Origin of the sequence: Nocardia sp., from assembly GCF_025465275.1 — a bacterium.
GTDB lineage: Bacteria > Actinomycetota > Actinomycetes > Mycobacteriales > Mycobacteriaceae > Nocardia.
The window spans coordinates 16,967-36,376 of record NZ_JAODNK010000202.1; the positions used below are offsets into that span (position 1 = coordinate 16,967).

The 19,410-nt window shown below is 66.1% G+C and carries 21 protein-coding genes; 18 read left to right on the forward strand and 3 right to left on the reverse strand.

The genetic code is table 11. From position 1 onward, the window contains the following. Nucleotides 1–6: 6 nt before the first annotated feature. The 5 genes from JWN03_RS41035 (at nt 7) to JWN03_RS41055 (ending at nt 4,801) form a co-directional block, all read left to right on the forward strand. Nucleotides 7–252 carry a hypothetical protein gene (locus tag JWN03_RS41035; RefSeq protein ID WP_297627414.1) on the forward strand — a complete coding sequence of 82 codons (246 nt, stop codon included), beginning with the start codon at nt 7–9 and terminating at the stop codon, nt 250–252. After that, nucleotides 253–1,521, forward strand: coding sequence for a ferredoxin--NADP reductase (locus JWN03_RS41040; RefSeq protein WP_297627416.1), 1,269 nt, complete (start codon nt 253–255; stop codon nt 1,519–1,521). It abuts the gene before it with no gap. Between the two features lie 18 nt (nt 1,522–1,539). Beyond that, entirely contained in the window at nt 1,540–2,418 is an 879-nt protein-coding gene (locus tag JWN03_RS41045; protein WP_297627419.1) for a VOC family protein, read from the forward strand. Nucleotides 2,419–2,541: 123 nt separating this feature from the next. Then, on the forward strand, nt 2,542–3,768 hold the full coding sequence (locus tag JWN03_RS41050) for an LLM class flavin-dependent oxidoreductase (RefSeq protein ID WP_297627422.1): 1,227 nt from the start codon (nt 2,542–2,544) through the stop codon (nt 3,766–3,768). Between the two features lies 1 nt (nt 3,769). After that, entirely contained in the window at nt 3,770–4,801 is a 1,032-nt protein-coding gene (locus JWN03_RS41055) for a zinc-binding dehydrogenase (RefSeq protein WP_297627425.1), read from the forward strand. A gap of 301 nt (nt 4,802–5,102) precedes the next feature. On the opposite strand, the gene JWN03_RS45900 is transcribed toward JWN03_RS41055, so the two are convergent. Continuing rightward, the gene (locus JWN03_RS45900; RefSeq protein ID WP_297627428.1) at nt 5,103–6,803 is read right to left on the reverse strand and encodes a nitroreductase family deazaflavin-dependent oxidoreductase; all 1,701 of its coding nucleotides are present in this window, start codon (nt 6,801–6,803) and stop codon (nt 5,103–5,105) included. 118 nt (nt 6,804–6,921) lie between these two features. Between JWN03_RS45900 and JWN03_RS41065 the strand changes: the two genes are divergently transcribed. Further along, the gene (locus JWN03_RS41065) at nt 6,922–7,494 is read left to right on the forward strand and encodes a TetR/AcrR family transcriptional regulator (protein WP_297627431.1); all 573 of its coding nucleotides are present in this window, start codon (nt 6,922–6,924) and stop codon (nt 7,492–7,494) included. Between the two features lies 1 nt (nt 7,495). Here the strand turns inward: JWN03_RS41065 and JWN03_RS41070 are convergent, their stop codons facing one another. Both JWN03_RS41070 and JWN03_RS41075 read right to left on the reverse strand, forming a co-directional pair. Beyond that, nucleotides 7,496–8,353, reverse strand: coding sequence for a ribokinase (locus JWN03_RS41070; RefSeq protein ID WP_297627434.1), 858 nt, complete (start codon nt 8,351–8,353; stop codon nt 7,496–7,498). A gap of 153 nt (nt 8,354–8,506) precedes the next feature. Continuing rightward, on the reverse strand, nt 8,507–10,042 hold the full coding sequence (locus JWN03_RS41075; protein WP_297627437.1) for an MFS transporter: 1,536 nt from the start codon (nt 10,040–10,042) through the stop codon (nt 8,507–8,509). Between the two features lie 178 nt (nt 10,043–10,220). Between JWN03_RS41075 and JWN03_RS41080 the strand changes: the two genes are divergently transcribed. From JWN03_RS41080 to octT, 12 genes are all read left to right on the forward strand, one after another. Continuing rightward, on the forward strand, nt 10,221–11,489 hold the full coding sequence (locus JWN03_RS41080) for a glutamate-5-semialdehyde dehydrogenase (protein ID WP_297627440.1): 1,269 nt from the start codon (nt 10,221–10,223) through the stop codon (nt 11,487–11,489). 25 nt (nt 11,490–11,514) lie between these two features. Next, the gene (locus JWN03_RS41085) at nt 11,515–12,399 is read left to right on the forward strand and encodes an AAA family ATPase (protein WP_297627443.1); all 885 of its coding nucleotides are present in this window, start codon (nt 11,515–11,517) and stop codon (nt 12,397–12,399) included. A gap of 4 nt (nt 12,400–12,403) precedes the next feature. Continuing rightward, a complete protein-coding gene (locus tag JWN03_RS41090) occupies nt 12,404–13,903 on the forward strand; it encodes a vWA domain-containing protein (protein ID WP_297627446.1) in 1,500 nt (499 codons plus the stop codon). Between the two features lie 10 nt (nt 13,904–13,913). Next, nucleotides 13,914–14,267: an MmcQ/YjbR family DNA-binding protein gene (locus JWN03_RS41095; RefSeq protein WP_297627448.1), complete on the forward strand. Its 354-nt coding sequence runs from the start codon at nt 13,914–13,916 to the stop codon at nt 14,265–14,267. Nucleotides 14,268–14,383: 116 nt separating this feature from the next. Then, entirely contained in the window at nt 14,384–15,667 is a 1,284-nt protein-coding gene (locus JWN03_RS41100) for an amidase domain-containing protein (RefSeq protein ID WP_297627449.1), read from the forward strand. Beyond that, nucleotides 15,664–16,038: a hypothetical protein gene (locus tag JWN03_RS41105; protein ID WP_297627451.1), complete on the forward strand. Its 375-nt coding sequence runs from the start codon at nt 15,664–15,666 to the stop codon at nt 16,036–16,038. Before JWN03_RS41100 ends, JWN03_RS41105 begins: the two co-directional genes overlap by 4 nt. Then, the gene (locus tag JWN03_RS41110; RefSeq protein WP_297627453.1) at nt 16,039–16,383 is read left to right on the forward strand and encodes a type VII secretion target; all 345 of its coding nucleotides are present in this window, start codon (nt 16,039–16,041) and stop codon (nt 16,381–16,383) included. 182 nt (nt 16,384–16,565) lie between these two features. Further along, nucleotides 16,566–16,748, forward strand: coding sequence for a hypothetical protein (locus JWN03_RS41115; protein ID WP_297627457.1), 183 nt, complete (start codon nt 16,566–16,568; stop codon nt 16,746–16,748). A 33-nt stretch (nt 16,749–16,781) separates the two neighbouring features. Next, complete coding sequence (nadD, locus tag JWN03_RS41120) at nt 16,782–17,423, forward strand: nicotinate-nucleotide adenylyltransferase (RefSeq protein ID WP_441343157.1); 642 nt, start codon at nt 16,782–16,784, stop codon at nt 17,421–17,423. Beyond that, nucleotides 17,420–17,854 (forward strand): ribosome silencing factor, encoded by a 435-nt coding sequence (gene rsfS, locus JWN03_RS41125; RefSeq protein ID WP_297627459.1) that lies wholly within the window; start codon nt 17,420–17,422, stop codon nt 17,852–17,854. The genes nadD and rsfS overlap by 4 nt, the downstream gene beginning before the upstream one ends. Beyond that, the gene (locus JWN03_RS41130) at nt 17,854–18,513 is read left to right on the forward strand and encodes a histidine phosphatase family protein (protein WP_297627462.1); all 660 of its coding nucleotides are present in this window, start codon (nt 17,854–17,856) and stop codon (nt 18,511–18,513) included. The genes rsfS and JWN03_RS41130 overlap by 1 nt, the downstream gene beginning before the upstream one ends. Then, the gene (octT, locus tag JWN03_RS41135; RefSeq protein WP_297627465.1) at nt 18,503–19,405 is read left to right on the forward strand and encodes a diglucosylglycerate octanoyltransferase; all 903 of its coding nucleotides are present in this window, start codon (nt 18,503–18,505) and stop codon (nt 19,403–19,405) included. Before JWN03_RS41130 ends, octT begins: the two co-directional genes overlap by 11 nt. Nucleotides 19,406–19,410 lie beyond the last annotated feature (5 nt).

Below are 19,410 nucleotides of genomic sequence, written 5' to 3' on the forward strand. Positions count from 1 at the left end.
ACTGTCATGGAACAGGTTTCGTGCCGGTCCTGCGGGACCTGCGTGCTGGTGGAGAAGTTCAGCCCCCAGCACACCAGCGTGCAATGGAACAACGCCGCCGTAGCGGCCTGCACGGAGCTCTCGACCACCGGTTTGAAATCGCACACCTGCAATGCCTTGCGCGCCAGTATCGACGAAGCGGTCGCATCAGGCTCGCTGAGCGCCAGCACGCGCGACGTCGATGTGCGCACCCGCGGCCGAACCCTCACGTAGATGACCCCGCCATCCCTGCTGAACGAGGGTGATGCCGGGATGACGAGGGTGATGCCCGGGATGGCGACGGCACTGAACGAAATAGACAGCACAGGAACGGAACTGGTGGAGCGGATGGGAACGGTGGCAGAGGTCGAGCCCGGCACGAAACAGCTCGATGCGGAGGCGGCGCAGCTGTCCGCCGATGCGGTGCAGCTCGAGGTCGATGCGGTGCTGGATTCCGCGCAGGCGAGTGGGGTTGCGTCGGTGCGGGTTGTGCGCGTGGTGCGGGAGACCGAGGATGCGGTGTCGATCGAGCTGGCTCCGGAAGCGGCGCATGCCGAGCGGTTCTCCTATAAGCCGGGCCAGTTTCTGACGCTGCGCATTCCGAGCGAGCTGACCGGGTCGGTGAGTCGCTGCTACTCGCTCTCCAGTGCGCCGCACGAGGACGGGCCGCTGAAGGTCACCGTCAAGCGGACGGTCGAGGGCTACGGCTCGAACTGGTTGTGCGACAACGCCGTCGAGGGCATGTCCCTCGACGTGCTGCCGCCCGCCGGGCTGTTCACGCCGGGCTCCCTCGATACCGATCTGCTGTTGTTCGGCGGCGGTAGCGGTATCACTCCGGTGCTGTCGATCCTGAAGTCGGCGCTGGCGCAGGGCTCCGGTCACGTCACGCTGATCTACGCCAACCAGCACGAGAATGCGATCATCTTCCGCGAGGAATTGGCCGAACTCGCTGCGGCGCACCCGGATCGGCTGCTGGTGCTGCACTGGCTGCAGTCGGTGCAGGGCCTGCCGCGCGTCGAACAGCTTGCCGCACTGGCGAAGCCGTGGGCGGCGCGCGAGGTGTTCGTCTGCGGACCCGGACCGTTCATGGATGCGGTCAGCGCTGCCATGACCTCACTCGGCGCGGATCGCAAGCGCGTTCATATCGAGAAGTTCGTCTCGCTCTCGGGCAACCCGTTCGAGACCGATACGACCGCGGTCGATATGGAGGCCGCCGCCGAGGCCGGCGACAATGCCACCGTCCAGGTCGAACTCGACGGCGAAAACCACGAGGTCACCTGGCCCAGGCAGCAGACACTGTTAGATGTGCTGCTCGCCAAGGGGCTGGAAGCGCCCTACTCGTGCCGCGAAGGCGCGTGCAGCGCCTGCGTGTGCCGGGTGGTCTCCGGCGAAGTGACCATGCGGCGCAATGAAGTACTCGAAGACGCCGACCTGGAAGACGGCTATGTGCTGGCCTGCCAGGCAGTTCCGGTGACCGACACCGTTTCCGTCACCTATTCCTGATCGTAAGGAGTGTTCATCATGGCTGCTTTCAGCTCTCTGGGCTACGTCCGGGCCCGCATCGCGGATGTCGACGCCTGGCGCAAGTTCGCCTTCGACACCATCGGTTTCGCCGAGGGGACCGGGCCCAATCCGGATTCCATCTACCTGCGCACCGATGAGCACACCTACCGGCTGGAATTGGTGCCCGGCGACCGCGACGAGGTCATCGCGGTCGGCTGGCAGGTCGCCGACACCCGCTCGCTGAGCCTGGTGCGCGAGACTCTCGAGAAGGCCGGCATCGCCGTCACCGCGCTGTCGGTGGCAGCGGCCACGAACCGGCATGTCGAGGAGGCCATCAGCTTTGTCGACCCGTCCGGCTTCACCGTCGAGGTCTTCCACGGCCCGCTGCTCGATCACACCCCGGTGCTGACCAAGTACGGTGCGCGGTTCATCAATGGCGATCTGGGTCTCGGCCACGTGGTGCTGCCGGTCCGCGATATCGAGGACGCGCGCCGGTTCTACACCGAGGTACTGGGTTTCGCCTCGCGCGGCTCGTTCCGCGTCGGCCCGCCCGAGCATCCGATCTGGATTCGCTTCATGGGTGTGAACCCGCGCCACCACAGCCTCGCGCTGATTCCGGGCACCCGCGCGGACGGCCCCGGCATCGTGCACATCATGGTCGAGGTCGACTCCCTCGACGATGTGGGCCGCGCGCTCGACCGCGTCACCAAGGCGGGCTACCACCTGTCCTCGACGCTGGGCCGGCACACCAACGACAAGATGATCTCCTTCTACGTCCGCACCCCCGGCAACTGGGATATCGAATTCGGTTGCGAGGGAGCACTTGTCGGCCCCGATTATGTCGCGGAGGAGATGACCGCGGACAGCTACTGGGGCCACGAATGGGCTAGAGGCTGATCCACCGAAGACCAGGCCCGCCGTCCTCGGTGACGGCGGGCCGCCGCGTACCTGCCAGAGCCCCGGCGGGTGCGCGGCGAAGTTCGGAGCACAACTGAATATCTCGCAAAGGAGCGACGAAAATTGAATCAGCCCAATGGTCAGTCCAACGTGACAGTTGCCGGACCCACCCGCTTCGGCTTCTTCATCGCGCCGTACCACCCGCTCAACGGCAACCCCACCCTGCAGATCCAGCGGGATCTGGAACTGGTGGAACTGGCCGACCGGCTCGGCTTCGCCGAAGCCTGGGTCGGTGAACATCATTCCGCCGGAATGGAAATCATCGCCGCCCCCGAGGTATTCCTGGCTGCCGCCGCGCAGCGCACCCAGCAGATCCGGCTCGGCACCGGCGTGAATTCGCTGCCGTACCACCAGCCCATGATGCTCGCCGACCGGCTCGCGCTGGCCGACCATCTCAGCAAGGGCCGCATGATGATGGGCATCGGGCCCGGCCAGCTGGCCTCCGACGCCGCCATGATGGGCGTGCCGCCGGCCCGGCAGCGCGAGATGATGCACGAATCGCTCGAGGCGCTGGCGCCGCTGCTGCGCGGTGAGGTGGTCAGTGCCAAGACGGACTGGTTCGAGCTGAACGACGCGCGCCTGCAGCTGCTGCCGTATCAGCAGGACGGCATCGAATTGGCTGTGGCATCGACGATTTCGCCGTCCGGTGCGGTGCTGGCCGGGAAGCACGGCGCGGGCCTGCTCTCACTGGCGGCCTCCGACCCGAGCGGGTACGAGGCGCTCATGCCGAACTGGAAGGTCTACGAGCAGACCATGGCGGCCAACGGCCACACCGTGAATCGCGCCAAGTGGCGGCTCGTTGCGCCCATGCATATCGCCGAGACCCGCGAGCAGGCCCGGCGCGAAGCCGAATGGGGCGTAGGACATCTCGTCGATTACATGAAGCGGCTCAGCGGTATGGAGATGCCCTGGGGCGATACCGCGGCCGCAGCCGTCGAGCAGTGGACCGGCCCCGGCTTCCCGTCCTTCGGCCGCGCCACCATCGGCACCCCCGACGATGCCATCGCCACCATCGAGGCCCTCGCTCAGCAGTCCGGCGGCTTCGGCACCTTCCTGGTGCTCGGCCTCAATGTCGCGGACTGGGACGCCACCCAGCGCTCCGCGCGCCTGTTCGCCGAACACGTCATCCCGCACTTCACCCGCGCCAACCGCAATCGTGAGGCCTCACTGAACTGGGCCAACGACAACAGCGAACGCTTCATGACCGGCTTGCGGGCCGGAATCGAAGCCGCCTTCGAAAAGCACGGCCAAGCCCTGGCCGCCGCACTGCAGCCCGAGGAAGGAAACTGATATGCGCGCGGTAGTCATGCGCAACCGGAAGCTAATTGTCGACGAGGTGCCCGACCCCGTGCCCGGGCCCGGCCAGGTGCTGGTCGAAACCATCGCCTGCGGAATTTGCGGCTCGGACAAGGCTGCACTGGATTACACCGACGAATTCCTACAGGCGTCGCGGGACAGTGGTGTTCCCACATTCCTTTTCGACCCCTGTCGCGACCTGGTCATGGGCCACGAGCTCTCCGCCCGCGTCATCGGTGCCGGCCCCGACACCCCGTTTGTCGAGGGACAGAACGTTGTTGCCCTGCCATGGGCACTGGACGCCGCCGGTGGAATCCACGGTGTCGGCTACTCCAACGACTTCCCCGGCGGCTTCGGCGAACGCATGGTGCTGCAGGCTATGGCCTTGGAGCCGATCCCCGAACACGTGCCCCCGCATGTAGCCGCCATGACCGAACCGCTCGCCGTCGGCTTCGGCAATGTGGCGCGCACCGGCATCGGCCCCGAGGGCACGGGCATCGTCATCGGTTGCGGCCCAGTCGGTTTGGGCGCAGTCGCCGCTCTCGTCGAGCGCGGTGTCGCTCCGATCGTCGCCTCCGACCCGTCCAAGCTGCGCCGCGAAGCAGCACTGCGCCTGGGCGCACACCGAGTAGTCGACCCGGCCGTGGAAGATCCGGTCGAGGTCTGGGGCGAACTGGCTTCCCCCGGCCAGCAGCTGCACGTCTGGGTCTGCGCCGGCGTCCCCGGCCTGCTCAACGACCTCATGTACAAGGTCCCCCGCGAAACCAAGATCCTGCAAATCGGCTCGGTCATGACCGACGACGTCATTCGCCCGATCGTCGGCATCTACAAAGACATCTCCCTCCAGATGTGCATGGTCTACCCCCACGAGGAATACGCAAAAACCCTGCAGCGCATAGCCGACGGCGTCATCGACGCCGGATCCCTCGTCACCACCCAGGTCGGCTTCGACGGCGTAGCCGACGCCATCGAATCCCTCCGCCACCCCGACGACCACATCCAAATCCTGGTCCGCCCCAACCTGTAGCCGCCCGAACAGCGCGGCGACTCAGGATTCCGAACTCCGCACAGCCCGTCTCTCGATCCCACAGCTCTGGTACATGCTGTGCGATCAAGAGGCGGGCTGTCCGGTTCGACTGTGGCCGTCGGGAATCGGATGAAACGGTCGGCGCGCCTGTGCTCTGCCAGCCGCCTTCCCGCGTACACAGGTTGGTGTGCCGCGCACGAAATGGCCACCGATTCCGTGCGCGCGAAGCTAATTCACGTGCGGGACCCGGTTCCTGCGGTTGCAACCGGGCGCGGCAGTCGCGGCCCCTTTTCCGTTGTGGCTAGCGGTCGGTGAAGGTGATGCGGACGGTGACCGGTGTTGTTTCGAGGGCGGCGAAGGCGGTGCGGGCTAGTGGGGCGAGGAGGGGGTGGGGGGCGAAGGTGCGGGAGCGGGCGGCTACGTCGTCGTCCGGGAGGAGGACTGCGGTGCCGGTACGCCACCGATCGCCCTGGCGGACGCGGACATTCGGGTCGGCGGAGATATTGAGGCCCCAGCCGGAGCGGAGGCCGTGCTGGCAGATGGCCCAGGCGCCGGTTTCGTCGAAGAGCAGGGAGATGGGGACGGTGCGGGGTTGGCCGGACTTGCGGCCGGTGGTTTCGAGTTCGGCGGCCAGGGCGGTGCGGACGCCGATTCGGCCGAGGGCGCGGACTGTCGGGTTCATGACGTAGCGGCCGATGGCGCGTTCTCGCTGGAATTTGCGGGCGTCGCGTGCGGTGGCATTGCGCGGGGCGGGGGAGCGCTTGCTGCGGAAGGCGTCGAAACCGTTGCGGCGCACCATGGTTACTGCGGTACGCCACGGTGAACGATCCGGGTCGGGATCGTTGCCTGCACCGAGAATGTGTAGCTGGTCGGTGTGCCACTGCAGGTCGAGGGCGCCGTCGAAGGCTTTCAGGCCGGAGTTGGCAGCCAGGCGCGGGGGCAGGCCGAGCGTAATTGCCGGGGGCCGTAGGGTTTCGGTGCCATTGGTGAGCAGATCCGCTGCGGCGCCGGGGAAGACGGCGGTCGGGCGGCCGAGGCCGACCATGTCGCAGGTCGAGGTGGCAACCGCCTCCGACATCGCTGCGCGCGAACGGAATCCGCCGGTGACCGCGATCGGTACGCTGCCGGCCGCAGCGCGGGCTGAGTCGGCATAGTCCAGGAAGTACGCCTCGCGTGCCCGGGTGCTGGCCGAAGCCGTGCTCGGACGGTCGAGCATGGCGGGGGATTCGTAACTGCCGCCGCTGATTTCGATCATGTCCACACGTTCGGCGGAGAGCTGCTCGATGACGGCGCGCGACTCTTCTTCGGTGAATCCGCCGCGCTGGAAGTCCGCGGAATTGAGCTTGATACCGAGGCCGAAGCCGGGACTCACCGCATCGCGGATGCTACGCACCACCTCCAGGACGAAGCGCATGCGCCGCTTCGGGTCGCCGCCCCAATCGTCGGTGCGCTGGTTGGAGCGCGGCGACAGGAACTGCGACACCAGATATCCGTGTGCACCGTGAATCTGCACACCGTCGAAACCGGCGGCCTCCGCGATCCGCGCGGAGATGCCGAAACGCTTGATGATGTCGAGGATTTCGTCCTCGGTGAGCGCACGCGGGGCGGGCACGCCAGGAATGCTCATACCGATCGCAGACGGGGCCACCGCCCGAGTCCGCGTGACGAGCGGATTCGCCTGGCGGCCGGGGTGATTCAGCTGCACCCACACCTTGCTGCCACCCGCTTTGGCGACCTCGGCCCAGCGCGTGAGAGCACCGAGGTGCCGTTCGTCCTCCATGGCCACATTGCCCGGTTCGCCGCAGTGCCGGCTGTCGACCATTACATTGCCGGTGACGATCAACCCGTATCCACCGGCGCTCCAGCGCGCGTAGAGTCTTTCCAGGCGTTCGTCGGGGGCTTTATCGGGAGTGCCGAGCCCCTCGCTCAGGGCTGATTTCATAATCCGGTTCGGCAGTACCTGGCCACTGGCCAGCGGCAGGGGATCGTGCAGGGTCGTCACGGCTGGGCCCCGATCGTCGTCGAGTGGGTAGGGCGGCGGTCTACACTCGGCGGTAGACCAATCGGTATATTGGAACGGTAGTACACCGATCGGTATACAGCAAGGAAGGGAATCACCCATGGGAGCGCGCGACCGCCTCATCGACAGCGCCATCGCCCTCATGCGCTGTAAAGGCATCGCCGGCACCGGCATCTCGCAGCTGCTCGAGCACAGCGGTATCTCCCGCCGCTCGGTCTATCTGAACTTCCCCGGGGGCAAATCCGAACTCGTCGCCGAGGCCACCCGCACCGCGGGGCAGGCCTCCAGCGCACTCATGCGAACCCTCACCGCGGGCGCGGACCTGGCCACCGTGATCGCCGCCTTCCCGGCGATGTGGCGGGAGGTTGTGGTCTCCAGTGATTTCTCGGCCGGCTGCCCGATCGTTGCCGCCGCACTCGGTCGCAGCGAATCGCCCGAGGCAGCGGATGTGGCGGGAGCGACATTCATCGAGTGGGAAGCGATCCTCGCCGACCGCCTCGAAGCCGAAGCCGTCGCACCCGACACCGCCCTCTCGCTAGCCACCACCATCGTGGCCGCCGTCGAAGGCGCGGTCATCATGTCGCTGGCCACCCGCTCGACCGACCCGCTGGAGCGCGCCGGGAAGCAGATGGCGGAGCTGGTCGGCATGTACACCGGCAAGCCCGTCGCCTGAGTCAGCGCGATAGCAGCCGTTCGATCTCACTGTGGGTCGGAATCGATACGCTGGCACCGAGTTTCGTGGTCGCGAGAGCGCCCGCGGTGCTCGCCCAGGCCAGGGCGATCTCCGGGCCTTCGTGCCAGTGCGCGGCGAGCGCTCCGGTGAAAGTGTCTCCGGCAGCGGTGGTATCGACCACCTTCACCCGCACACCCGGCTGGGGGAGCGTAATGCCGTCCGGTCCACGGTAGATCGCGCCATCCGCGCCGAGCGTGGTGATCACATGCGGCACCGCATCCAGGGCCGATCCCAGCTGCGCGGCCTCACCCTCATTGACCACCGCGATATCGACCTCCGCCCACAAATCAGCCGGAAGCTCATGCACGGGTGAGGGATTGAGCACCACCGCCGTTCCATTGGCGTGTGCATGGCGGGCCGCGGCCAAAACGGTCTGCACCGGAATCTCCAACTGACACAGCAGTACATCCGCTACCGCAATGGCTTCGAGGTCCGCGGCATCGAGCTCGGTCATGCGGGAATTGGCCCCGCCCACCACGATAATGCTGTTCTCGCCATTGCCGTCCACCACAATCGCCGCGACCCCGCTCGGCCCGTCCACCCGCCGCAATCGCGAAACCCCCACCCCCGCATCGTGCAGCACCCGCCGTAGTTCATCGGCGAACACATCGTCCCCCACAGCCCCCACGAACTTCACCTCCGCACCGGCCCGGCGTGCCGCAATCGCCTGATTCGACCCCTTCCCGCCCGGCACCAGCGCGAACCCGTCGCCGGACACCGTCTCCCCGGGCTCGGGCCGCCGTCGCACGCTTGTCACCAAATCCATATTGATGCTGCCCACCACCACAATCCGCGCCATAACCGCGACCCTAGACGAGCGCCCTCCGATCATCACCCGCCGCGAGTGTGTCGCCCGCAAAGGTGACAATGCAGCGTGACGAAGGTCGAGCGTCGCGACGCACTCGCCGAACAATCGCGATGTCCGGGCGCAAGGGAACCCTGGACGCCGAACTCACTCGGGTGCGATCGGTAGTTGCTCTCCGCTGCTGCCCGGAGTGACTCGGTCGGGCTCGAGGGGCGGTGCGCCGATGGCGCAGTGCACCTTGCACTGCGGGGCTGCCGACGGCGGGGCAGTGCTCAGGGCGTCGTCGCGGACGGTGAGGAAGGCGAGGACGGCGGCCGCGATCATGAGTACGGCGCAGGTCAGTAATGCCATGCGGAAGCCGTGCTCGAACTTCGACGGGTTGGTGTAGGCGTCGCCGGTGAGTCCGGCCAGGGGCGGGATCGCCGCTACCGCAAGCAGTCCCGCCGCGCGGGCCACCGCATTGTTGACTCCGCTGGCTACGCCGGCGTGCCGCTCGTCGGCGGTGGCCAGGACCGTCGCGGTCAGCGGAGCCACCGCCAGGGTCAAGCCGATGCCGAAAACGATTGCGGCGGGCAGCACCACTCCGGCATAGGAGGAGTGCGGGCCGATGCGAGTCATGAGCAGCATGCCCACGGCGGCCAGCAGTACGCCCAGGGTGATCGGCTTGCGCGGTCCGATCCGCTGGGCCAGGGCTCCGGAGCGCGCGGAGAAGAAAAGCATCAGCACCGTGCCGGGCAGCATGGCGGTGCCCGCCGCGATCGGACTGAACCCGCCCACCACCTGCAGGGTGAGCACCAGCAGGAAGAACACCACGCTCATGGCGCCGTACATGACGAAGGTGACCGCATTGATCGCGGTGAACTGCTTGGAGCCGAACACATCCACCGGCACCATCGGCTGCGGTCCGTCGTCCCGAGCAGACCGCCGCCGTTCGACCATCACGAATACGACGCCCGCGACCACACCGACTATCGCGCTGCCCACCACCAGCGCCCGATTCGAATCCTTCTCCGACATCATGGTCAGCGCATAGGTGATTCCGGCCAGGCACAGCGCCGCCATCGCCGCGCCCAGCACATCGAATTTGCCGTGTGCGTTGGCATCCCGGGTTTCGGGCACATGCCGTGCCGTGACCGCGACCACCACCGCTGCCAGCGGAATATTGAGCAGGAACACCCAGCGCCATCCGGCGTACTCGACCAGCCATCCGCCCACGAACGGCCCGATGGCTCCGGCCACGCCGCCCAGGCCGGACCACGCGCCGACCGCTCGCGCGCGATCTCCGGGTAGGAACGAGGCCTGAATGATCGCCAACGATCCGGGCGTCAGCAATGCTCCGCCGACTCCCTGCAGAGCACGGGCCGCGATCAGCATCGAAATATCCTGCGCCGCACCGCACAGGGCCGAGGCGATGGCGAACCACACCACCCCGATCAGGAACATTCGCCGCCGCCCGAACCGATCCCCGAGCGCCCCGCCCAGCAGAATCAACCCCGCGAGGGTCAGGGCGTACGCATTGATCGTCCACTGCAGTCCCGCCATCGACGATCCGAACTCGTCGGCGATCTTGGGCAGCGCCACATTGACGACGGTCGCATCGAGCATCGCCATCCCGGATCCGAGGACGGTGGCCAGCAGAACCCAACGTCCGGCGCCCGAAGACAGCCTGATACTCGCGGTCATATCGTCACCGTATCCCGCCGGCGGGCAGCGGGTCCTTCGATCGAATCCAGTGAGCTCTACGGATTCCGACCAGGGGCCCCTGTCGGGCGTTGTTCCCTCCGGGCGATGATGCGATGGCGCGATAGCGTCACCCGAACTCGCCGAATGGCCGGTCCGACTCGGAAAGTAGGCTGTACCCATGACAGCTTCGACCACCACTGAACTGGACAACGTCCGTGAGGTGGTGCATGCCGCGGCGCGCCGGGCCCGGGTGGCATCGCGCACGCTCGCCCAGCTCACCACCGCGCAGAAGGACGCCGCGTTGCACGCCGCGGCCGATGCGCTGCTCGCTGCCAAGGACCGGTTGCTCATCGCCAATGGCGAGGACATCGAGATCGCGCGCGCGGGCGGCACCGCGGAGGCCCAGCTGGATCGGCTGCGGCTGACCGAGCCGCGCATCGACGGGATCGCGTCCGGGCTGCGTCAGGTCGCCGGGCTGCCGGATCCGGTGGGCGATGTGGTGCGCGGGTCCACGCTGCCGAACGGCCTGGAAATCCGGCAGGTGCGGGTGCCGCTCGGTGTGGTCGGCATGGTCTACGAGGCGCGCCCGAATGTCACCGTCGACGCCTTCGGATTGACGCTCAAGTCGGGAAATGCGGCGCTGCTGCGCGGTTCCTCCTCGGCCGTCCGATCCAATGTGGCGCTCGTGACGGTATTGCGGGAAGCGCTTGCGGCGCAGGGGCTTCCGGAAGACGCCGTACAGCTGCTGCCCGCCGAGGATCGTTCCAGCGTCACGCATCTGATCCAGGCCCGCGGTCTGGTGGATGTGGTCATTCCACGTGGCGGCGCCGGGCTGATCAATGCCGTGGTGCGCGACGCGCTGGTGCCGACCATCGAGACCGGCACCGGCAACTGCCATATCTTCGTGCACCGGAACGCTGATCTGGCCATGGCCGAGTCCATCCTGATCAATGCCAAGACCCGCCGCCCGAGCGTGTGCAATACCGCCGAGACGGTGCTCATCGACGCGGCCATTGCCGATACCGCGGTGCCGCTGCTGATCAAGGCCCTCGAAGACAAGGGCGTCACCATTCACGGTGACCTGCCCGGTCTGGTGCCCGCCACCGATACCGATTGGGCCGACGAATACCTGTCCCTCGATATCGCGCTCAAGGTCGTCCCCGATCTGGATGCCGCGGTCGAGCACATCAACCAGTGGGGCACCGGCCACACCGAAGCCATTGTCACCGGCGACCTGAAGGCCGCCCGCGAATTCACCAACCGGGTGGACGCCGCCGCCGTTATGGTCAACGCCTCCACCGCCTTCACCGACGGCGAACAGTTCGGGTTCGGCGCGGAGATCGGCATCTCCACCCAGAAATTGCACGCGCGCGGACCTATGGGCCTGCCGGAACTGACCTCCACCAAATGGATTGTGTGGGGCGACGGCCAAATCCGGGCTGTCTAGAACCTACGAAGAAAGGGCAGCACCCGTGGCTCCTACTGCAGCACCCATCCAGGAGCCGATCTTCTCGTCGGTCGACGATGTGATCGAGCGCCTCGCCGGAACCGGCTACCTGGCCGACAAGGCCACCGCCACTTCGGTTTTCCTCGCCGACCGGCTCGGCAAGCCACTGCTCATCGAGGGTCCGGCCGGTGTCGGCAAGACCGAGCTGTCCAAGGCCGTGGCCGAGGTGGCCGGCGCCGAGCTGGTACGCCTGCAGTGCTACGAGGGCGTGGACGAAGCGCGGGCACTCTACGAGTGGAACCACGCCAAGCAGATCCTGCGCATTCAGGCCACCTCCGAAAACGATTGGGCGGAAACCAAAGCCGACGTTTTCACCGAGGAGTTCCTACTCTCGCGGCCGCTGCTGACCGCCATCCGCCGCACCGAGCCGACCGTGCTGCTCATCGACGAAACCGATAAGGCCGACGTCGAGATCGAGGGCCTGCTGCTCGAGGTTTTGAGCGACTTCTCGGTCACCGTGCCGGAATTGGGCACCATCACCGCCACCCGCAAGCCGTTCGTGGTGCTGACCTCCAATGCCACTCGCGAACTGTCGGAGGCACTGAAGCGTCGCTGCCTCTACCTGCACATCGACTTCCCGGACGAGGATCTCGAGCGCCGCATCCTGGCCAGCCGGGTGCCCGAGCTCAAGCCCGCCATGGCCGCGCAGCTGGTGCGGATCGTGCATGTGCTGCGCGGTATGCAGCTCAAGAAGCTACCCTCGGTCGCCGAATCCATCGACTGGGCAAGGACTTTGCTCGCCCTGGGTGTCAAGGATCTCGACGACAAGACCGTGCGCGCCACGCTTGGAGTGGTGCTCAAGCATCAGGCCGACCACGTGCGCGCCCAGTCCGAGCTGAAGCTGGCCTGAGGCCATGGCCGGCGGTGGATCGAACAAACCCCGCGGGCTCGTGTCCGCGGCCAAACGCGCCGTGATCGCAGGCGCACCCGGGACCAAACCCGCCGGGGTGCCCGGGCCGGCCGCCGAGTACGGGATCTCCGGACATCTGGTCGGGTTCGTGGAAGCCCTGCGCGCCAGGGGAATTCCGGTTGGGCCGTCCGAAACGGTGGATGCCGCACAGGTGATGACCGTGCTCGATCTGATGGATCGTGAGGCGCTGCGCGAGGGGCTGGCCTGCGCGGTGCTGCGCCGCACCACCCAGCGCGCCACCTACGACGGACTTTTCGATCTGTGGTTCCCGGCCGCGCTCGGTGAGCGTCTCGGGGCTGAAGAGGTCGAGATCCCGTACAAGCCGGACGGCGCGGTCGATATTATCGAACTGCGGAAGATGCTGGCGGAGTTGCTCGTTCAGAGTCCCTCGCCGGAGCAGGAACGACAGCTGCAGGCGCTGGCCGCGCAGATGGTCGAGCAGATGGGTCAGTACCAGGGTGCCAGCGGGGAGTCCTTCTCCGCATACCAGGCGCTCAAGGATCTGCAGCCCGAGATTCTCGTCGCCAAGCTGATCGCCGGGCTTACCGCAGGCATGGACAATTCCGACTTCGATACCGAGGTCGCCCGCCGCACCGCGCGGCAGCGCATCAAATCGTTCCGTGGCACCGTCGAAGCCGAAACCCGGCGCCGGGTAGCCGAACGCATCGGCCGCGAACGGGTCGCCACCTACGGCGTCGCCCGCCAGGCCGAAGACGCCGACTTCCTGCGCATTTCGCAGAACGAACTCGACGATCTGCGCCGCAGCAGTCAGCGCCTGGCCCGAATCCTGGCGTCCCGTCTCGCGTCTCGTCGTCGCCGCTCGCGGCGCGGGGAAATCGATCTGCGCAAGACGCTGCGCAAATCCATGTCCACCGGTGGCGTGCCCATCAACCTGATCACCCGCAAGCCGCGCCCAGGCCGCCCCGATCTTGTGCTCTTCTGCGATATCTCGGGCTCGGTCGCCGGCTTCTCCAGCTTCACCATGGTGCTGGTGAACGCGCTGCGCGAACAGTTCTCGCGCGTCCGGATCTTCGCCTTCGTGGATCGCGCCGACGAGGTGACCCACCTGTTCGACCCCACCACCCCGCTGGATCAGATAACGCGCCGCATCTTCAGCGAAGCCGACGTCGTAGGCATCGAAGGCCACTCCGACTACGGCTCGGCCCTGGAAGGTTTCGCCGAAAAGTTCCCCGACGCCATCACCAGCCGCACCTCCCTGCTCATCCTCGGCGACGCTCGCAACAACTACCGTGACCCGGCTCTGGCCACCCTCGAGCAGTTGGTGAGCGTCGCGAAACACGCCTACTGGCTGAATCCGGAAGCCGAGAAAATGTGGGGCACAGGCGATTCCGCCGCCAAGAAATACGCCGAAATAATCGAAATGCACGAATGCCGCTCCGCCCGCCAGCTGACCGCCGTAGTAGGCCGCCTACTCCCCGTCTGAGGAGCATCCGATGGCACAGTTCTACAACGAAGACATCCTGGCCTACTGCCTCGCCAAACCCGGTGCCTGGCAGGACGAACCGTGGGAAGGCGACATCGTCGCCAAGGTAGGCGCCAAGGTCTTCGCCTTCCTCGGCAACGGCGAATCCATCGGCCTCAAACTGGGCCGCACCCGCGAGGAAGCCGATGAACTGGTCGCGGTGTACCCCGAAGACGTCGCGCCATCGTCCTATATCGGCCGCTTCGGCTGGAACAGGGTGAATATCGGCGGCAAAGTCCCCCTCGACGAACTGCACGAGCTGATCGACGCCTCCTACGAAGCCATTCTCAGCAAACTCCCCAAGGCCAAACGCCCACCGGCCTGACCAGCGATCGCACCGCTCGTTAGTCGCTGCAACGAGATAGGCTGCCGGAGGTGACCGCGCAGGGGGCGGTCCGGTACGAGTCCGGGGAGGCGCTTTGATCGTGCAGGGGCAAGGCCGTGGTCACGTTCGCTGAACTCCGCGATGCGAAACCCGCATCGTGGACGACGGCCGCCGACGACATTCTCGCGGCGGCGAAGCAGTGCGAGCGGATCAAGGACGATATTCACGACAATGGCGTGAAGCCGCTCGACGAGAGCTGGCGGAGCAATGGATACGGCCGCGCCCGTGATGTTCTCACCAAAGTCGCGGACCGGGCCGAGGTGGCCTCGGTCCTGGCCAGGGCGGCGGTCGATCCGCTCGACACCCTTGATCATGCGATCCAGATCGCGCAGAACGAGCTTCGGAACGGCATAACGACAGCGCAGGATGCTGGGCTCGTCGTCGATTCGGCGACCGGGGCGGTCTCGCTGCCGCCGAATGTTCCCAAGGACGAGGTGGACAGCAAGAACAAAGCGCGCAGCAACGCCCAGACACTCATCAACGACGCCATCGAGGCGGCAACCCAGGCGGATGTGCTGTGCGCGCAAGCTCTCACTGACGCAGGCAACGCTGATATCACCAAGACAAGCATTGACGACGCCAAGAAGATCCAGGCCGACGACGCGAAGAAGGCCCTGGAGGAAATCCGCGACACGCTACCGGACGGCTTGCCGCCGGACGAGGTCGCCAAGTGGTGGAACGGACTGACGCGACAAGAGCAGTTCGATCTTTCGCGCGCGTGCCCGGTCGAACTCTACGACCTGCCTGGAATGCCGGACTCGGCGAAGAAGGCGATCGACAGGCCTGATCTGGGCTATAGCTCCGTTGGCACGGTGCGGTACGCGTTGGATAACTGGGACAAGTCATCGATGGACTGGGAAGGCAAGGACAACTGCACGAACTTTGCCTCGAATGCCCTCGAATACGGTGGCGGGATGAGGCAGAAGGAGAGCATGTTCGGATTGATTCCGCGCCACTACGACAAGAATGGCTGGAGTGATGGGACAAATGGCAACGCCAGCGATCCGATGCCTCCGGGATATACCCACACCAAGTCGTGGGGCGGGGCGCAAGCCAACCATGACTTCTTCCTTCGGAACGGCGGCGAGGTCGTGTCGGCGGATCAGGCCAGGCCAGGTGACCTGATGTACTACAACGGGGCACAGACTGCGGGCAATCCGCATCCCGGCGAAACTCACCACACGGTCATAGTCACGGGTGTACTGCCCGATGGTCAGGTGTTGTACACGCAGCACTCGGACGATGCTAAGAACTACCCGCTGTACAGCCGACTGCCGGAATTCCAATCGGATCTGGGGAAGCAGAATATTGAAATCGTGCAGCCGAAGGTGACGTGGTGAAAGCGGGCCGCTGGGTCGCACTGCCGACCACATTGACAATCGCAATGATCGTCCTGCTCGGTCTGCGCATACGTATAGTCCGGCAGCGTGCAGGTGATTGGTCCGGCGAGCGGTGTGTCGTAGGTCCGTACAACCCCGCCGAGCGCACATACCTGTACGTGATCACAGCGATTTTCGTACTGACTGTCGCTACCGCGCTGATCGTCGCAATCAAAACCCGGTCGCCGGCAGCCAGATGGATTGCTGTGGGGCTGTTGATGTTTTGTGCAATCGTCGGACTGTATCTGCTCACGGTGTGGGGTGGTTTCGAGGTCAACAACAAGCCTATCCCCGAGGAACCCTGTCCGACCTTGAAGGAACGGCGAGCGTAGATGAGCGACGATGACCTGTATATCGAGCCGGCCAACGTTCAAAACACCGGGCAGCAGTTGTCAGATATCGCCGCCGAAGCACTCGCCAAGACGAACCAGTACTTCGACTCTCAAGCCGATGCGGCGAAGGACAACCCCGGCTTCACGACCGGGGCGAAGCTGGTCGAATTCGCGAACAAGCTGCACGGCGAGATGAACGGCTTCATCACCGATCTCGACTCCAATGCCCAGCTGGTCGTGCAAGCGGCGCAGTCCTACCAGACAACCGACGACGACAACGCAGGTCTGCTCCGTGAGCTCAGTGCACTGAACGGCCAGACGAAGCCCGTCCTGCCGGGGCAGTGACCGATCCTCTGTCCGAGGCCGCAGGGCGGCGGCCGCGGGCGGATCCCGGTGGACGCAAGGCTGATTCGGTGGCTGAAAACGCGCTGGTCACTACCAGCGGGCGTTAAGCAAACCGTAGGTTTCGGGCTCGACAATGAGGGGGACGCCGAGGTTGTTCGGCGCATTGGTGTTTCGGAGCCGACATGATGCGAGAGTTCATTGCTTATCTGTTGATCGCGCTGGCGTTCGTCGCGCTCATGATGGGTGCGGGGACGCTGGTGGCGCGGGCTGACACGCCGTCCGCGGGTGTCGGTGTGGCGGCGCACAGTGTTGTCGTGGCAGGGGTTTCGAGTGCGGGGGCGGCTGAGCGGACTGCCGCCGCGTAGCGCTGGGATTCGCCCCCGGTAAGCTCGTTTTTTGTGCATACGACAGGGCGCCGCAAGTTGGGGGTGATGGGCGGCACCTTCGACCCCATCCACCATGGACACCTGGTCGCAGCCAGTGAGGTTGCCGACCGGTTCGAGTTGGACGAGGTGCTGTTCGTTCCGACGGGTCAGCCGTGGCAGAAGGCCGATCAGTATGTCAGCGCAGCCGAGGACCGCTATTTGATGACGGTCATTGCGACCGCGTCGAATCCGAGCTTCTCCGTGAGCCGCGCCGATATCGAGCGCGGGAAGAAGACGTACACCGTCGACACCCTGCGTGAGCTGCGAGAACTATACGCGGACGCGGATCTGTACTTCATCACCGGTGCCGACGCGCTGGCCAGCATCCTCACCTGGCAGGATTGGGCGGAACTGTTCGAGCTGGCGAAATTCGTGGGAGTGACCCGGCCTGGGTATGAATTGAACATCGATCACCTGGCCGACCACCTCAGCGACTTCCCTGCCGACGCCATCACCATGATCGAGATCCCCGCACTGGCGATCTCCTCCAGTGAATGCCGGCGGCGGGCGAGCGAAGGCCGGCCGGTCTGGTACCTCGTCCCCGACGGGGTCGTGCAATACATATCTAAGCGGCACCTCTACGTGCCGGAAAGCAACGGGAAGGTAGCAGGGTGAGCGCATCCGTCGAAGCGGTGAAGATGGCTACGGTGGCCGCATTGGCGGCCGACGAGAAGCTGGCATCGGACGTAGTGATTCTGGACGTTTCGGAGCAGTTGGTGATCACCGATTGCTTCGTCATCGCGTCCGCGCCGAATGAGCGCCAGGTCAACGCCATCGTCGACAATATCGAGGACCGCCTGCGGGATGCCGGGCACAAGCCGGTGCGCCGCGAGGGCACCCGTGAGGGCCGCTGGGCGCTGCTCGACTACACCGACATCGTCATTCACATCCAGCACAATGACGAGCGCGACTTCTACGGCCTCGATCGCCTGTGGAAGGACTGCCCGCAGGTGCCCGTCGAAGGACTCGACGATCAGCGCGCGAAAACTCAGTCGACCGACACCGGCGATCTCGAGGCCGGAGACGACGAGGCCGGGGAAGAGTAGTGAGCAAGCTCGCCGGCGTCCGCCGGTTGATCCTGTTGCGCCACGGGCAGACCGAATGGAATGCCACCGATCGCATGCAGGGCCAGATCGACACCGAACTCAGTGAAGTCGGTCGGCGCCAGGCCAAGGATTGCGCACCCGAGATGGCATCCAGTGATGTCATCGCCATCATCGCCTCGGATCTGCGGCGCGCTCACGACACCGCGCTCTGCGTCGGCGAACACGCGGGGCTGTCGGTTGTCACCGACACCCGGCTGCGCGAAACCGACCTCGGCCAGTGGGAGGGCCTGACCCACCACGAGGTCGACGCCATCTCTCCTGGCGCTCGCAAACAATGGCGGCTCGACGCCACCTTCACCCCACCCGGCGGCGAATCCAAGCTGCAGGTCGGCGCTCGCGCGCTGCCCCTGGTGCAGGAATTGCTCACCGAGCGCACCGACTGGCCCGGCCGTACCATCATCCTGGTTGCGCACGGCGGGTTGATCGCAGCGCTGACCGCGGCGCTGCTCGAACTCCCGCCGGTGAACTGGCCGGCCCTGGGCGGGCTTGCCAACACCAGCTGGGTGCAGCTCACCAGCCACGGTCCGAGCATCGATCGGCCGGGCTGGCGCCTCGATGTGTGGAACGCACTGGCGAAGGTAGCTCCTGATGTCCTCTGACACTCCCGGCGAACGGCAAGTCTCCGACGAACTGCTCCGGCAGGCCTCCGAGGTGACGAAGGTCCGGGCGGTGCCGGACACCCTGTTCGGTGCACCGGCGGCTCCTGCCGAAAGCGCATCGACGGCTCCTGCTGAAAGCGGCGAGCCGGTTGATGCGGAGCCGGCTCAGCGGCCGGTACTGCTGGTCATCGCCGACTCGCTCTCCTACTTCGGCCCCAAGGGCGGACTGGCCGCGGACCATCCCCGCATCTGGCCGAATCTTGTTGCGGCCGAACTCGGCTGGGACGTGGAGCTGGTCGCGCGCATCGGCTGGACCTGCCGGGACGCCTACTGGGCGCTGATCGGCGATCCGCGGGTCTGGGCGACCGTGCCGCGCGCCGGGGCCGTGGTGTTCGCGACGGCCGGAATGGATTCGCTGCCCTCGCCGCTGCCGACCGCGCTGCGCGAGCTGATCCGTTACGTCCGACCGTCTTCCGTGCGGCGGCAGGTGCGCAACGCTTACACCTGGGTGCAGCCCAAGCTGTCGCCGCTGGGTTGGCCGGTGGCGCTGCCACCGGCGGTCAGTGTCGATTACCTCGAGCAGTCGCGAAATGCGCTGGCGGGGTTGCGACCCGAGCTGCCGATGATCGCGGTGCTGCCGTCCGTGCATCAGTGTGATGCGTACGCGCGTCACCACAGTGGGCGCGATCCCATGGTGCGGGCCGTGCAGGCATGGGCCGACGAGAAGTCGATCCCGCTGGTGGATCTCGGTGAAGCCGTGTACGACAACGTCTTCAACGGTGAATCGAATCCAGACGGCATCCACTGGGGCTGGGAGGGGCACAGCGCCGTCGCCCGCGCCATGGTCAAGGTGCTGTCCGAAGTTTCGGCCCGCGAGGTCCGGACTGCATGAAAGGC